Raw genomic sequence first — 15,502 nt, forward strand, 5'->3', positions numbered from 1 at the left:
CCTTTGTCGCGTTTCAGCTTGGAAATTCTTCGCCGACCTCAAGGCCGACTTCGGATGCCCACTGGGCGGCGGGTGTCTTGTCCCCGCCCTCGGGGCGTACTCGTTTCACCAGGATACGTCCGCCGACGCACTGCACCTCGATGCCGTCGTCGGTGATGGCGCGGACCCGGCCCGATATGCCATCGCCGGAAGCGCGGGCACTGTCGAAAATTCCCAGCTTGGCACCCTTGTAGGTCGTCCATGCGCCGGGGGCGGGGTTGGTCCCGCGAATGAGATCATAGACCTGTCCCACCGGGCGGTGCCAACAGATTTCCGAGTGCCGCGCGGTGCAGCGGCGCTCGTAGGTGGCCTCTGCCTCGTCCGGCACGATATGCGGCGGATTGCCCGCGCGGAATAGGTCGCAGACCTCCAGCACGCTGTCCACCGCCGCCGGGTAGATCTTCTTGAAATAGAGGTCGATCACCGTGTCGTCGGGGCCGATCTCGCATTCCCATTGCATCAGGCTGTCGCCTTCGTCCAACCCGTCCGAAGGGTAGAACCAACTGAAGCCCGACTTGTCCGAGCCCATGATGATCGGCCAGTTGACCGCGCTCGGGCCGCGATGCAGCGGCAGGAGCGACGGGTGAAAGCAGATCGAGCCGTGCGTGGGCGTGTCCCGCGCCGCTTCGGGCACGAAGACGTTGACGAAGGCCATGACCATCAGGTCGGCGTTGTAGCCTGCCAGCGTTTCCAGTGCCTCGGCATCGTCGAAATTCGCCGGCTGGTGTACGGGCAGGCCCTTCTCCAGCGCGAACTCCTTGATGGGGTCCACCGGCTTGCCGTCCCGGTCAGGCTCGCAATACACGGCCACGACCTCGTCGGTTCCGGCTTCGATGATCTTGGCCAGCGCGTCCTTGCCGAAGGCTTGCTGCCCCATGACGATCAATCGCATTTTCTTCCTCCCTTGGGTCCGGCAGGCGCGGATTTGCGCCGCACGCCACCGGTCTTTCCTTTTCTATTCCGCCGCGGTTTTCTGGGCATCACCCACGGCACCGCTATCCAGCACCGCCTGCAGCTCGTCGCCGTCATAGCCCAGCACATCGCGCAGGATCTCCACCGTGTGCTCTCCCAGAAGCGGCGAGCGGGTCACGTCCACCGGGCTGTCGCTCAGCTTGATCGGGCAGCCCACCGACGCATATTTGCCGCGCTTGGGATGATCCACGTCCACGATCGTGCCCGTCGCCCGCAGGCCATCGTCCTCGATCAACTCCTTGGTCGACAGGATCGGGCCCACCGGGATGTTCAGCGGGTTGCAGATGTCCATCACCTCGAACTTCGTCTTGGTCATGGTCCACTCCTCGATCGCGCCGAAGATCTCGTTCAGCTTGTCCAGACGCTCGGGCGGCGTGGCATAGCCCTCGGCCGTCTTCCACTCCGGCTTGCCGATCACGTCGCAGATCTGCTCCCACACCGCGGCCTGGGTGATGAAGTAGGTGTACGCGTTGGGGTCCTCCTCCCAGCCTTTGCACTTCAGGATCCGCCCCGGCTGGCCACCGCCAGAGTCGTTGCCCGCGCGCGGCGTCGCCTCGCCGAACTCGATGCCCTCGCCATACTGGCTGTATTCCTTCAGGGGCCCCGCCTCCAGCCGCTGCTGGTCGCGCAGCTTGACGCGGCAGAGGTTCAGCACCCCGTCCTGCATCGGCGCCAGTACCTTCTGGCCACGGCCCGTGCGCTCGCGCTGGAAGAGCGCCGTCATGATGCCGAGCGCGAGATGCAGGCCCGTGCCCGAGTCGCCGATCTGCGCGCCGGTCACCAGCGGTGGACCATCGCGGAAACCCGTGGTCGAGGCCGAGCCGCCCGCGCATTGCGCCACGTTCTCGTAGACCTTGCAATTCTCGTAATTGCCGGGGCCGAACCCCTTGACCGAGGCCATGATGATCTTTGGATTGATCTCCTGGATCCGCTCCCAACTGAAGCCCATGCGATCCAGCGCGCCGGGCGCGAAGTTCTCGACCAGCACGTCACATTCCTCGATCAACCGGGTCAGCACCTGCTTGCCGGTCTCGTTCTTCGAGTTCAGCTCGATCGAACGCTTGTTGTGGTTGAGCATGGTGAAATACAGGCTGTCCGCGCCCGGCACATCCACCAGCTGCTGGCGCGTGGCATCGCCCACGCCCGGCCGCTCCACCTTCAGAACATCCGCCCCGAACCACGCCAGAAGCTGCGTGCAGGTCGGTCCAGACTGAACATGCGTGAAGTCCAGAATCTTGATGCCGTCCAATGCTTTCATTGTCTCTCTCCCGCTCAAATCTTCTTGGCCTGGGGATAGCGCGCCTGCGCCACCACCGAGGAGGGGTTGAGGTTGCCGATATTGCCGCTTTCCTTGCCCGCTGCGGGGTCGATGGCGGCGTTGATCAGCGTCGGCGTGCCGGAGGCCAGCGCCTCTTCGATGCCCTGGCGCAGTTCGTCGGGGTTCTTGGCCCAGACGCCCACACCGCCGAAGGCTTCCATCATCATGTCATAGCGCGAGTCCTCGACGAAGACCGTGGTGGCCGGGTCATCCCCGTCGCCCCAGTTCTCGCCATCCCCGCGATAGATGCCGTTGTTGTTGAAGATCACGATGCAGACCGGCAGGTTGTAGCGGCAGATCGTTTCGATCTCCATGCCGCAGAACCCGAAGGCACTGTCGCCCTCGACCGCCAGAACCGGTTTGCCGGTTTCCACGGCGGCGGCCACGGCGGCGCCCATGCCGATGCCCATGACACCCCAGGTGCCCACGTCGATCCGGTGACGCGGCTTGTGGATGTTCACGATCGAGCGGCACATATCAAGCGTGTTCGCCCCTTCGTTCACGAGGATGGTCTCGGGCCGCTTGTTGACGGCCTCCTTGATTACGCCGAGCGCGGCGAAATAGTCCATCGGGTCGTTGTTGTTCTGCAGCTTGGTGGCCATCTTCTCCATGTTGGCGGTGGCCTTGGTATTCACCTGGTCCAGCCACTCTTTCGGCGCCTTGATGCCTTCGTTTTCCATGGCGTCGATCAGGGCCTGCGCGCAGGAGCCGACGTCACCCACCAGCGGCGCCGCGATTTCGACGTTGCTGTCCATCTCCTCGGGGTCGATGTCGATCTGGATGAATTTCTTCGATCCCGGCTCACCCCATTGCCCGCCTTTGCCGTGGCTGAGCAGCCAGTTGATCCGCGCGCCCATCATGATGACTGCGTCGGATTCCTTCAGCACCAGCGACCGCGCCGCAGCGGCGCATTGCGGATGGGTGTCGGGCAGGATGCCCTTGGCCATCGACATGGGCAGGAACGGCAGGCCGGACTTCTCGACCAGCTCCTTGATCACGTCGTCGGACTGGTCATATGCCGCGCCCTTGCCGATGACGATCAGCGGGCGTTTGGCCTCTTTCAAAACATTGATCGCGCGGTCGATGGATTCCTTTGACGGGGTCTGGCGCGGTGCGGGGTCGATGACCTTCACGAGGCTTTTCTTGCCCTCTTCGGCGTCCATGATCTGGCCCAGCATCGCGCCGGGAATATCCAGGTAGACGCCCCCGGGGCGACCCGAAACGGCGCTGCGGATGGCGCGCGCCACGGCGATGCCGATATCCTGTGCATAGGTCAGACGGTAAGCGGCCTTGCAGAACGGACGCGCCATGGCCAGCTGGTCCATTTCCTCGTAGTCGCCTTGGGCGAGGTCGACGATCTCGCGCTCGGAACTGCCCGAGATCAGGATCATCGGCCAGCAGTTCGTCGTGGCGTTGGCCAGCGCGGTCACACCATTCAGGAAGCCCGGCGCCGACACGGTCATGCAAACGCCCGGCGTCTTGGTCAGAAACCCGGCGACAGAGGCGGCATAGCCCGCGTGCTGTTCATGCCGAAAAGAGATCACCCGCATGTTCTGCGCTTGCGCATAGCGGCCCAGGTCAGTGATCGGGATACCCGGGACGTTATAGATCGTCTCGATCCCGTTCAGCTTCAGCGCGTCGATCAGAAGATGAAACCCGTCGGTCAGCGTTTCCGGCGCCGTCTCGGCCCGTGCGACGAGGTCATCGGTCATCTGGGTCACACCCATGGTCTTCCTCCCTGTTCGGGGCCCCGTTCGGCCCCTTTTCTAGTACTCATTCCCTGTTAGCTGGCCTTGGCGCCTCCCGCGCCGACAGCCAGTTCGAAACTGCTCCAGGTGCGATTGACGTGTGTGTGCAACCGCATCGTGTGCTCGCGGACGAGGCGCTCCGACAGATCAGCATCCCGCGCTTCGATCGCCTCTATGATTTCCGCATGATCGACGACCGACCGCCGCACGCGGTTGCCCTCGCCCATCGCCCGAACCCGCACCGCGTTCATGTGCAGAAACAGGCCGTCCGCCATCTTCCGCAGCAATTTACAGCGCGAGATCTCGAGGATGCGCTGATGAAAGCGGATATTGTCGTCGGAGTATTCCGAGATGCGCGTGTTGGCGATCTCGTCGTTGTATTTCGCCGCGATGGTGCGCAGGCTGGCAATCTCGCGATCCGTCGCGTGTTCGCAGGCCAGACGCGCCGCCATGCCTTCCAGCGCGGCCCAGGCAACGATCATGTCCAGGATGTCCGAAAGGCTCTTGCGCTGCACGAACACGCCTTTGCGCGGCTGAACCTCGACCAGACCATCACGCTCCAGCCGGGCCACGGCCTCGCGCAAAGGTGTCCGCGAGACGCCCAGCTGCTCGGCCAGATCACGCTCGTCCAGACGCAGATCTGTCGCGCTGTCGTAGATGTTCATATCAGTGATCGCTGCCCGAAGCATTTCGTAGACGTGATCCTTCAGCGTGAAATTCGAAGGCACAGGTTTCAGCTTCATGCGCCCTCTCCGATCAGGTGTTGCGCGGCGTCGTTTGCGACGCTGGTATACCATACACAGCATACCTTACACGACAAACGATTTTTCAGTTCTGCTCAAAAAATCGCCGGTATCCGGCAAAAATCCAGTCCAAAATTCTAGGTCAAGATGCTTTTTTTATTGCACTTTTTCACACGAAAAAAAATCTGCCCGAGCGATCAATCAAGGTTATCAAAGGCACGAATCTCGCAGGTTGCGATACTATGAGTTTATTGGTATCTGGTATTCCACAAGGTCATCACCATGTGCATGAAAGGACCTGTTTTTGCTTATCCGCGCCGACGAATCAGCCCTCATCGTCATCGACATGCAGGAGCGCCTGGTGCCCGCAATGCAGGCACCGGCCCGCACGATTCGCAATACGAGAACGCTCTGTGCCGGCGCACGCGAAATGAACATCCCCATCGTTATGACCGAACAATATCCAAAGGGGCTTGGCAAGACCGTGTCCGAGCTGGAGACGCCGGAGGCCACGGTGCTTCCGAAGATGCATTTCTCCTGCATGGAAGACGAAGATTTCGCCGCGCATTTCCGTAGCCTGAATCGCAAACAGGCCGTGATCGCGGGGATGGAGGCGCATATCTGCGTGGTCCAGACCGCCGCCAGCCTGATCGAGGATGGCTACGAGGTTTTCGTGGTCTCTGACGCCACGGCCTCGCGCACGCTGGAAAGCGAGGCGGCCTGTATCGCTCGGCTGAGCGCCTGTGGCGCCGGCATCGTCACCACGGAGATGGTCGTGTTCGAATGGCTTGGCAAGGCCGGGACACCGCAATTCAAGAACATGTTGCATCTCATCAAGTAAAAAAGCATCGGGAGGAGCTTTGAGACAATGAACATCCATGAATACCAGGCGAAGGCCTTGCTGCGCTCTTACGGGGCGCCTGTATCGGACGGGCGTGTCGTTTTGCGCGCGGAAGAGGCGAAGACGGCGGCGGGGGAGCTTGACGGCCCCGTCTGGGTGGTCAAGGCGCAGATCCATGCGGGCGGCCGCGGCAAGGGCACCTTCAAGGAGGCAGGCGCCGGCGACGCGGGCGGCGTGCGCATCACCAAGTCGGTCTCCGAGGCCGCCGAGGAGGCCAAGAAGATGCTGGGCCGCACGCTGGTGACCAAGCAGACCGGCGACGCCGGCAAGCAGGTGGGCCGCATCTATATCGAGGAAGGTGCGGCCATCGCCAAGGAATTCTACCTGGCGCTTCTGGTGGACCGGGTGACCTCCCGCGTCAGCTTCGTCGCCTCCACCGAGGGCGGCATGGACATCGAGGAAGTGGCCGAGAAAACGCCCGAGAAGATCCTCAGCCTGAGCGTCGATCCCGCCACCGGCTACCAGCCGTTTCATGGCCGCCGCATCGCCTTCATGCTGGAGCTCGAGGGCGCGGCGGTGAAGCAATGCGTCAAGCTGATGGGCACGCTTTACAACATGTTCCTGGAAAAGGACATGGAGATGCTCGAGATCAACCCGCTCATTCTCACCGAGAGCAACGAGCTGAAGTGCCTCGACGCCAAGATGGGCTTTGACTCCAACGCGGTCTATCGCCATTCCGACATCGCCGAGCTGCGCGACACCACGGAAGAAGACCCCAAGGAGCTGGAAGCGTCCAAGTACGACCTCAACTACATCGCGCTGGATGGCGAGATCGGCTGCATGGTCAACGGCGCGGGGCTGGCCATGGCGACGATGGACATCATCAAGCTTTACGGCGCCGAGCCGGCGAACTTCCTCGACGTGGGCGGGGGTGCCACCAAGGACAAGGTGACCGAGGCGTTCAAGATCATCACCTCCGACCCGCAGGTGAAGGGCATCCTGGTGAACATCTTCGGCGGCATCATGCGCTGCGACGTGATCGCCGAGGGCGTGGTCGCGGCCGTGAAAGAGGTCGGCCTGCAGGTCCCTCTCGTGGTCCGGCTCGAGGGCACCAATGTCGAGAAGGGCAAGGAGATCATCAACACCTCCGATGTTGACGTGATCGCCGCCGACGACCTCAAGGACGGCGCCCAGAAGATCGTGAAAGCCGTCAAAGGCTGACGATGGGGCGCTCGGTAAACCTTGGCCTGCTGGCCGCCACGCTCCTGCTCTCCGCTTGCGGGTCCGGCGGCGACGGCATCTCGCGCTCCGGCACCGACCCGGTCAGCCTCGATCGCGTGATCGTCCTGAACGACAGCATCTGCGGCCCGACCCGCCCCGATTTTGCCGGGGCCAAGGCGCGCATGGTGGCCGAGGGCCTGACGGTCGAGGAGGGCGGACGCAACTTCTCGCCCACCGAGGCCGTCTCGGCCGCCGTCACCCGCACGCCCGAGGGCCGGACGTTCTGTGCCGTCAGCGCGCGCTTTCCCGGCAACGTCTACACGCTGGAACAGGCCATGACCGAGCGCTTCGGCGCGCCGCGCATGACCGACCGGATCACCCCGCCCGCACGCGTCTACAACCTGGGCGCCAAGGGCAACCTGATCCTGGTGATCCGGGGCACCCCGGGCCGCACCGTGACCGCCTATGACCTGGGCTATGCCACGGGCATCTGAGAGGTTCGAGATATCCGCGTGCGGGGGCTGAGCCCCGCGCGCCAAGACCAACATAACCCCGGTCGCCGGGGACAGAGATCATCAAGGAAGGAGACGCCACATGGCCGTTCTCGTCGACGAAAACACCAAAGTCATCTGCCAGGGCCTGACCGGCAGCCAGGGCACGTTCCACACCGAGCAGGCCATCGCCTACGGCACCCAGATGGTCGGCGGCGTCACCCCCGGCAAGGGCGGCCAGACGCATCTCGACCTGCCGGTCTTCAACTCGGTCCACGAGGCCATGCATGAAACCGGCGCCAACGCCTCCGTCATCTACGTGCCGCCGCCCTTCGCCGCCGACTCGATCCTCGAAGCGATCGACGCCGAGATCCCGCTGATCGTCTGCATCACCGAAGGTATCCCGGTTCTGGACATGATGCGCGTCAAGCGCGCGCTCGAGGGCAGCAGCTCGACCCTGATCGGCCCCAACTGCCCCGGCATCATCACGCCCGACGCCTGCAAGATCGGCATCATGCCCGGTCACATCCACAAGCGCGGCAGCGTCGGCGTGGTCTCGCGCTCCGGCACGCTCACCTACGAGGCGGTCAAGCAGACCTCCGATGTGGGCCTGGGCCAGTCGACCTGCGTGGGCATCGGCGGCGACCCGATCAAAGGCACCGAGCATATCGACGTGCTGGAATGGTTCCTCGCGGATGACGAGACCGAAAGCATCATCATGATCGGCGAGATCGGCGGCAGCGCCGAGGAAGACGCCGCGCAGTTTCTGAAGGACGAGGCCAAGAAGGGCCGCTCCAAACCCTGCGCCGGCTTCATCGCAGGCCGCACCGCGCCTCCGGGCCGCCGCATGGGCCACGCCGGCGCCATCGTCGCCGGCGGCAAAGGCGGCGCCGACGACAAGATCGAAGCCATGAAATCCGCCGGCATCACCGTCGCCGAATCCCCCGCTGGATTGGGTGAGGCGGTGCTAGAAGCGATCGGAAAATAAGACGTCAAGCGTCGGGCCGGGAGCAGTTCCCGGCCCACGCAATCCGCGGCAGCCCCGTCATGCGGACCCGCGTTCATACCAAGGTCTAGCCTTCAAGGGGGCTGGCGCCATAGGCCAACACGACGCATACTCACCTCATTGACACGAAGCTTACTCTTGGCATACCAAATACCAAGAGCCATCGCCGAGGGGAGGCCGCGCATGCTGCTTGCAGAATACCAGTCCAAGGAATTGCTGGCCCAGTACGGCGTGTCCGTACCGCCGGGCAAGATGGCCCGCACGCCCGACGAGGCCGAAGCCGCCTGCGCCAACATTCCGGCGCGCAAGTTCGTGGTGAAGGCGCAGATCACGTCGGGCGCGCGCGGTCTTGCCGGCGGCATCAAGTTCGCCGCCACCGCCTCTGCGGTAAAGGACGAGGCTGCCAGGCTTCTGGGAAAGCAACTGGTCACGAACCAGACCGGGGTCACCGGGGAAACGGTGCATGCCGTCTATGTCGAAGCCGACGTCAAGCATGACGCCCAGTATTACATTGCCTTCGCGCTCGATCCCGACACTGGCGCGCCACTGCTCGTTGCCTCCCCCGATGGTGGGGTGGAGTTCGAGCAGAAGGCGCAGATGAATGCCAGCGAAGTCGCCAAGCACAGCCTGACCGGCAGCCCTGACGCGGATCGCGCCGGTCTGACCGAGTTTCTGTCCGGCCTCGGGATGAAAGACGAGAAGGCAGTCGAACAACTGCTGTCGGCCTGCGAAGCGTTCATCGAGAACGACATGGCCCTGCTGGAGATCAACCCGTTCGTCCGCACGCCCGACGGCACCTGGATGGCCATCGACGCCAAGGTCGCGCTGGATGCCAGCGCCGCGTTCCGGCACCCGGAGTGGGATTCGATGGTCTCGGGCGAGGGCCTGCCCGCCGTGGAAACCGCGGCGCAAAAGAGCAACATCAACTTCGTCAAACTGACCGGCAACCTCGGGGTCGTGGTCAACGGCGCGGGGTTGGGCCTGGCCACGAACGACATGATCATCGATGCGGGCGGAAAGCCCGCGAACTTCATGGATATCCGCACGACCGCCACCAGCATGGACATCGCCCGCGGTGTCGAATTGCTGCTGCAGGAGCCTTCGGTCACTGCCATCCTGCTGAATGTGCATGGGGGCGGCATGACGGTCTGCGATACCATCGCCGAGGGCGTCAACTTCGCCTATTCGCGCAACAACGGCACCAAGCCCGTGATCGCACGTCTGGCCGGCCAGAACGCCGAATGGGGCCAGCGCATTCTCGTCGACCGAAAGGTCCCGGTCGAGATTTGCGGCACCATGTCCGAAGCCGTGAAACGCGCGGTCGAAATCGCATCCAAGGGGGGACGCTGATGGCCATTCTCGTCGACGAAAACACGCGCCTTCTGGTGCAGGGCATGACCGGTCGCGCCGGCACGTTCTATACCGACCAGGCGATGCGTTACGGAACGAACTGCGTTGCGGGCGTACGCCCCGGGCGTGGCGGCACCTCGCATCTCGGCTTGCCGGTCTTTCACACCTGTGCCGAAGCGGTCAAGGAAACAAAGGCGAATGCCAGCCTTGTCACCGTGCCCGCCCCCAAAGCCGCCGACGCCATGATCGAGGCGATCGAAGCCGAGATAGAGGTAGTCGTCTGCATCACCGAACGTGTGCCACAACACGACATGCGCAGGGTCAAGGAGGCGCTCGAAGGGTCGCAAACGGTACTGATCGGCCCGAACAGCCAGGGGATCCTGACGCCCGGACAATGCAAGATCGGGGTGATGCCGACCGTCGATGCAAAGCCGGGCCAGATCGGCATCGCGTCGCGCTCAGCCTCGCTCACTTCCGAGGTTCTGGCCAGTTGCAGCGCCGCCAATCTGGGCCAGTCCACCACCGTCGGTGTCGGAGGTGACGTGCTGCACGGGATCGGCTTTGTCGGCTGCCTGGAGAAGTTCCGCGACGACCCGGATACCAAGGCCGTGGTCCTGATCGGCGAAATGGGTGGACGCGAAGAGGAACTGGCCGCGGAGTACCTCTCTTCGGTCGATTACGGCAAGCCCGTGGTGGGTCTGGTGGTGGGGCGCCACGCGCCAGTCGGCCGCCGGATGGGCCACGCCGGCACGTTGTCGGTCTTCGGCAACCTGTCGGCCGATGACAAGGTTTCGCTTCTGCGCGATGCGGGCGTTGTGATTGCCCGCGATGCAGGAACCGTGGTGGAAACCGTCCAATCCTGCCTGTCCTGATATTGCAAACGCGCAAACGGGTTGTCGGGCGGGCTCTGAAGCGTTTCGCTTTTCGCTGATGGAGCAGTGTGAAGGCGGAACGCTCTAGTGACGTGATGTTCGCCGCTGCCGACGAGATCCACACCCGCGCAGAGCAAATAGGTGCGTTTTCGAACGACTTGTCTCACCGCACCGAAAAACAGGCGACGACCCTCGAAAAGGCAGTCGCTTCGCTGGACGAGCTTACCGGGTCAGTATGCTCTAACGCTGACCGCGCAATCGAGGTCGAAAGTGTTGTTCAAAGCGCACGCAACGAGGCCGAATCCAGCGGGCGAGTAGTGATCGACGCGGTGAACGCAATGGACGAGATCAAGCGCTCGTCCGAAACGATTTCCAAGATAATCCTGCTGATTGACGATATCGCTTTCCAGACCAATCTACTTGCCCTTAATGCAGGGGTCGAGGCGTCTCGTGCCGGGGATGCAGGGCGCAGCTTCGCAGTTGTCGCCTCGGAAGTCCGTTCGCTTGCCCAGAACTCGGCGGATACCGCCAAGAACATCAAGGACACCATCACAGCCAGCTCGCAACACGTAAACTCCGGCGTCGATCTGGTAAACCGTGCCGGGCAGGCGCTCGAGGATATCGTCGAACGCGTGATCAAGATCTCCGAACTTGTCAGCGAGATCGCCAAAGGAGCGCAGTAACAGTCCGTCGGCCTCGCCGAGGTCAACGGAGACATGACCCAGATCGATCAGGTCACCCAGCAGAACGCGACCATGGTCAAAGAGGCGACTGCGGCCAGTGTCACGCTCAAGCAGGAGGTCGACGGCCTTCGCAGCCAGGTGGCCCGATTTGGCCTGCGCAGCGGTCCTGCCGACGTTTCGACCTCTCCGAACCTGTTGGTGGTCGGCGCTTGAGCGCCGCATTCCGGTTGTCGCCTTCGCTCCACCAAAACCGAAGACATCACGCGTCGGCGCTGCGGTTACACCAACTCCGCCAGAAAAAACTGGTGCAGTTCAGACCACTTCAAAATGAATTTGCGCGGCGACGCGGCAGACACTCAGCATATCCCATCTTAGGATTTGCCTAAGCGACCCTGAGGGACGTTCTTCTTTTCCCCTTTCGCAAAACGTGCCACTTCAGTTCCAAGCCTAATTGCTTTTCGTTCACGTGCTGGAAGGTCAGGCGGTTCGTACCGTGGGCCAGACTGCATTTCACGAAGACTCCGATAAACGGCTTTTCGGAGAACGAAAATATGACGGGAGACAAGACATGACCGACTACACCGACACATTGGTCGTCGGCGCGGGCCAGGCCGGCATCGCCATGAGCGAGCATCTTCGTCGCCACGGCATCCCGCATATCGTCGTGGAAAAGAACCGTATTGCCGAGGCCTGGCGCACACGCCGCTGGGATTCGCTGGTGGCGAACGGTCCGGCTTGGCATGACCGGTTCCCCAACATGGAATTCAGCGCATCACATCCCGAGGCCTTTCCGACCAAGGAAGAGGTGGCCGATTACATGACCGCCTACGCGCAGATGATCGACGCTCCCATCCGCACCGGCGTCGAGGTGAAACGACTGGACCGCAATGAAGGCCGCCCCGGATTTACGGTGACCACCTCGGACGGCGTGATCGAGGCCAATTCCGTGATTGCCGCCACCGGCGCGTTCCAGCATCCCGTTATCCCCGGCATCGTCCCCGACTGCGCGGGCGTCACGCAACTGCACTCCGCCGACTATCGCAACCCCGCCACCCTGCCCGAGGGCGCGGTGCTGGTGGTGGGCGCGGGCTCTTCCGGCGGACAGATCGCCGACGAGCTGCAACGCGTAGGCCGCAAGGTATTTCTCTGCGTCGGGCCGCATGACCGTCCGCCGCGCATGTACCGGGGTCGCGACTATTGCTGGTGGCTGGGCGTGCTGGGCCTGTGGGATGTGCCGGCCAAGGCGCCGGGCACCGAGCATGTGACGATTTCGGTCAGCGGGGCCGAGGGCGGCAAGACCGTGGATTTTCGCAAGCTGGCGCAGGGCGGCATGACGCTGTTGGGTCGTGCCAATGCCTTTGAGGGCGGGACGTTGTTCATCGGTAACGACCTGCAAGCCAATATAAAAGCGGGCGACGATTATTACATCGACCTACTCGATCAGTGCGATGCCTATGCCGCGCGTCACGGCCTTGACCTGCCGCAAGAGCCTCAAGCGCGGGAGTTTTTGCCCGACCCAGATTGCCTGACCAATCCGGTCCGCACGTTGGACCTTGCGGCCGAAGGTATCGGCACGATCATCTGGGCCACCGGATATCGTCAGGATTTCAGCTGGATGAAGGTCGACGCCTTCGACGAAAACGGCAGCCCCATCCATAATCGTGGCGTCTCGCCCGAGACTGGCATCTACTTCCTCGGCCTGCCATGGCAGTCGCGGCGCGGCTCGACCTTTATCTGGGGCGTTTGGCACGATGCGGCTCATGTCGCCGATCAGATCGCGATCCAGCGCAAGTACCGTGACTATAGCCCGACACCCAATGCCGCCGCAGCGGAATGAGCAGAGCCACAGCATGACCCTCGCCAAGTCCATCGCAAACCCGATCGACGCCCTGCGTGCCAATGTCTCGGTCCCGTTCGAACAGGCCCGTGCCATGCCGCCCGAGGTCTACAAGACCGATGCGTTCCTGCAGGCCGAGATCGATCATATCTTCCGCAAGGAATGGTACTGCGTCGGCCGCGCCGACGCGCTGGCCAAATCGGGCGACTACGTCACCTGTGATCTGGCCGATCAGCCCATAATCGTCCTGCGCGACCGCGAGGGCGACCTGAAAGCGTTCTCGAATGTCTGCCGCCACCGCATGTCAACGCTCTTGCATGGTCGCGGGCATACGAAATCCATCGTCTGCCCCTACCACGCCTGGACCTACAACCTCGACGGCTCGCTACGCGGCGCGCCTGCGATGTCCGGCAACGCCGGGTTCTGCAAATCCGACTACTCCCTGCCCCGGATCCGCTGCGAGGTATGGCTGGGCTGGGTCTTCATCACCCTGAACCCAGAGGCCGAACCAGTCGCCGCACGGCTTGCCGAACTGGAGCATATGATCGCCGGCTACGACATGAATAACTACACCGAAACCTTCTTCGAGGAGCATGTCTGGGACACGAACTGGAAGGTGCTGGCCGAAAACTTCATGGAAAGCTATCACCTGCCCGTCTGTCACGCGGGCACCATTGGGGGCCTCTCAAAGCTGGAGGAAATGGTTTGCCCTCCGGGTTACGCCGCCTTCAACTATCACACGATCCTCAAGGACGACTCCCTGCGTATCGCCATGGCGCACCCGAGCAACACACGCCTGGAGGGCGATGAGCGCCGCATGACCTATCTCATCGCGATCTATCCCAGCCTGATGATCACCCTGACGCCGGGCTATTTCTGGTATCTGAGCCTGCATCCACAAGGCCCGTCGCGGGTGCGCATCCGGTTTGGAGGCGGCATGTCCAACGACTATGCCGGAGACGCCGAAGCGGAACAGAACCTGGCGGACCTCAAAGCCCTGCTGGACGACGTGAATATCGAGGATCGCGGCTGTACCGAGAAAGTCTATCGCGGGCTCTGCGCCGACGGGGCGGAGCCGGGACATCTGTCGCATCTCGAACGGCCCAACTTCGACTTCGCACAATACCTGATGAGCCGGATCGACCCGGGCTTCGAGCCGAGACTCTGACGCGGGGGGCGGGCAATCGCCTGACAGACCCGCCCTTTTCGGCTATGGCCGACCCATCATTCGTAACGGAGCAGCCCGCATGGCCCACACCCGCATCCGCCCCTTCAACACCTCGGATACCTACCCCGAACAGAACCTCGACAACGACCTCTGCCAAGCCGTTGTGACCGAGGCCTCGGGGCGCATCGTCTGGCTGCGCGGCCAATGCCCGCAGAACCTGGATGACGCCCGGAACATCGAAAGCCACGACCCGGTCGAGCAGACCCACAAGGTGATGCAGAACATCCGCCAGCTGATCGAGGAAGCGGGCGGCGACATGAGCCACCTCGTGAAGGTCGTGGTCTATATCACCGATGTCCGCCACCGCGAGGCGATCTACCGGACGATAGGAGAATACATAAAAGGCGTGCACCCGGTGTCGACCGGACTGGTGGTGCAGGCGCTGGCGCGGCCCGAATGGCTGGTGGAAATCGACGGCACAGCGGTGATCCCGGCATGACTTTCTCGCTTGTCGCCCGCTGCGCCGAGACCGGCATGTTCGGTATCGCCATCTCGTCCTCGTCGCCCGCCGTGGCGGCGCGATGTTCCTTCGCGCGTGCCGGCGTTGGCGCCGTCGCCTCCCAGAACGTGACCGACCCGACGCTTGGCCCCCTGACGCTCGACCTGATGGAAAGCGGTCTTTCCGCATCCGACGCCATCGCCGAAGTACGAAAGCGCGGCGCGTTCATCGAGTACCGTCAGGTGCTGGCCGTCGACGCTCAGGGCCGCACCGCCATCCACTCCGGCCCCAACTCGCTGGGCATCTGGACTCAGGCCGAAGGTGCCGACGTGGCCTCGGGCGGCAATCTTCTGGCAAACGATGAAGTCCCCGCCGCTATCGTCGCAAACTTCACCAAGGCCACGGGCCATATCGGCGACCGCCTTTTGGCGGCCATGCGAGCCGGACTTGCGGCAGGAGGCGAGGCCGGGCCGGTGCACTCGGCAGGCATGAAGATCGTGGATCGGGTTGCCTGGCCCGTGGCCGACCTGCGCTGCGACTGGACCGAGGACTGCCCGATCGAGGCCGTGGCCGCCGCTTGGGAGGTCTATAAGCCACAGATCGACGCCTACGTGCAACGCGCCCTCGACCCGCGCGAGGCTCCGTCCTACGGCGTGCCGGGCGACGATTGAAGCACTGGACGCAGGCTTACCCATCCGCCACCATGGCCTGGCC

At 63.1% G+C, this 15,502-nt stretch carries 14 protein-coding genes and 1 pseudogene; 11 read left to right on the forward strand and 4 right to left on the reverse strand.

Annotated features, from left to right (window positions below; translation table 11 throughout):
* Nucleotides 1-13: 13 nt before the first annotated feature.
* From FIU86_RS16190 to FIU86_RS16205, 4 genes are all read right to left on the reverse strand, one after another.
* Nucleotides 14-931 carry a methionyl-tRNA formyltransferase gene (locus FIU86_RS16190; RefSeq protein WP_254703862.1) on the reverse strand — a complete coding sequence of 306 codons (918 nt, stop codon included), beginning with the start codon at nt 929-931 and terminating at the stop codon, nt 14-16.
* A gap of 63 nt (nt 932-994) precedes the next feature.
* Nucleotides 995-2,269 carry a formyl-CoA transferase gene (gene frc / locus FIU86_RS16195; protein ID WP_152476029.1) on the reverse strand — a complete coding sequence of 425 codons (1,275 nt, stop codon included), beginning with the start codon at nt 2,267-2,269 and terminating at the stop codon, nt 995-997.
* A 14-nt stretch (nt 2,270-2,283) separates the two neighbouring features.
* Entirely contained in the window at nt 2,284-4,056 is a 1,773-nt protein-coding gene (oxc, locus tag FIU86_RS16200) for an oxalyl-CoA decarboxylase (RefSeq protein ID WP_216647184.1), read from the reverse strand.
* 56 nt (nt 4,057-4,112) lie between these two features.
* Nucleotides 4,113-4,820 (reverse strand): GntR family transcriptional regulator, encoded by a 708-nt coding sequence (locus FIU86_RS16205; RefSeq protein WP_152476030.1) that lies wholly within the window; start codon nt 4,818-4,820, stop codon nt 4,113-4,115.
* Between the two features lie 304 nt (nt 4,821-5,124).
* Between FIU86_RS16205 and FIU86_RS16210 the strand changes: the two genes are divergently transcribed.
* The 11 genes and pseudogenes from FIU86_RS16210 (at nt 5,125) to FIU86_RS16260 (ending at nt 15,459) form a co-directional block, all read left to right on the forward strand.
* Nucleotides 5,125-5,661: a hydrolase gene (locus FIU86_RS16210; RefSeq protein ID WP_152476031.1), complete on the forward strand. Its 537-nt coding sequence runs from the start codon at nt 5,125-5,127 to the stop codon at nt 5,659-5,661.
* Nucleotides 5,662-5,688: 27 nt separating this feature from the next.
* Nucleotides 5,689-6,882, forward strand: coding sequence for an ADP-forming succinate--CoA ligase subunit beta (gene sucC, locus FIU86_RS16215; protein WP_152473459.1), 1,194 nt, complete (start codon nt 5,689-5,691; stop codon nt 6,880-6,882).
* A 2-nt stretch (nt 6,883-6,884) separates the two neighbouring features.
* A complete protein-coding gene (locus FIU86_RS16220) occupies nt 6,885-7,376 on the forward strand; it encodes a hypothetical protein (protein ID WP_152476032.1) in 492 nt (163 codons plus the stop codon).
* A 100-nt stretch (nt 7,377-7,476) separates the two neighbouring features.
* Nucleotides 7,477-8,361: a succinate--CoA ligase subunit alpha gene (gene sucD, locus FIU86_RS16225; protein ID WP_103763471.1), complete on the forward strand. Its 885-nt coding sequence runs from the start codon at nt 7,477-7,479 to the stop codon at nt 8,359-8,361.
* A gap of 201 nt (nt 8,362-8,562) precedes the next feature.
* Nucleotides 8,563-9,729 (forward strand): succinate--CoA ligase subunit beta, encoded by a 1,167-nt coding sequence (locus tag FIU86_RS16230; protein WP_152476033.1) that lies wholly within the window; start codon nt 8,563-8,565, stop codon nt 9,727-9,729.
* Nucleotides 9,729-10,601, forward strand: coding sequence for a succinate--CoA ligase subunit alpha (gene sucD / locus FIU86_RS16235; protein WP_152476034.1), 873 nt, complete (start codon nt 9,729-9,731; stop codon nt 10,599-10,601). Before FIU86_RS16230 ends, sucD (FIU86_RS16235) begins: the two co-directional genes overlap by 1 nt.
* Nucleotides 10,602-10,750: 149 nt before the next feature.
* A pseudogene (locus tag FIU86_RS16240) lies at nt 10,751-11,380 on the forward strand (methyl-accepting chemotaxis protein); the annotation flags it as partial.
* Between the two features lie 472 nt (nt 11,381-11,852).
* Nucleotides 11,853-13,121, forward strand: a complete 1,269-nt coding sequence (locus FIU86_RS16245; protein ID WP_152476035.1) for an NAD(P)/FAD-dependent oxidoreductase — start codon at nt 11,853-11,855, stop codon at nt 13,119-13,121.
* 13 nt (nt 13,122-13,134) lie between these two features.
* Entirely contained in the window at nt 13,135-14,289 is a 1,155-nt protein-coding gene (locus tag FIU86_RS16250; protein WP_152476036.1) for an aromatic ring-hydroxylating dioxygenase subunit alpha, read from the forward strand.
* Between the two features lie 79 nt (nt 14,290-14,368).
* Nucleotides 14,369-14,788, forward strand: coding sequence for a RidA family protein (locus FIU86_RS16255; RefSeq protein ID WP_152476037.1), 420 nt, complete (start codon nt 14,369-14,371; stop codon nt 14,786-14,788).
* Entirely contained in the window at nt 14,785-15,459 is a 675-nt protein-coding gene (locus tag FIU86_RS16260; protein ID WP_152476038.1) for a DUF1028 domain-containing protein, read from the forward strand. The genes FIU86_RS16255 and FIU86_RS16260 overlap by 4 nt, the downstream gene beginning before the upstream one ends.
* Nucleotides 15,460-15,502: the final 43 nt, after the last annotated feature.

This window comes from Roseovarius sp. THAF9 (genome assembly GCF_009363715.1).
In the GTDB taxonomy this organism is placed as follows: Bacteria; Pseudomonadota; Alphaproteobacteria; order Rhodobacterales; family Rhodobacteraceae; genus Roseovarius.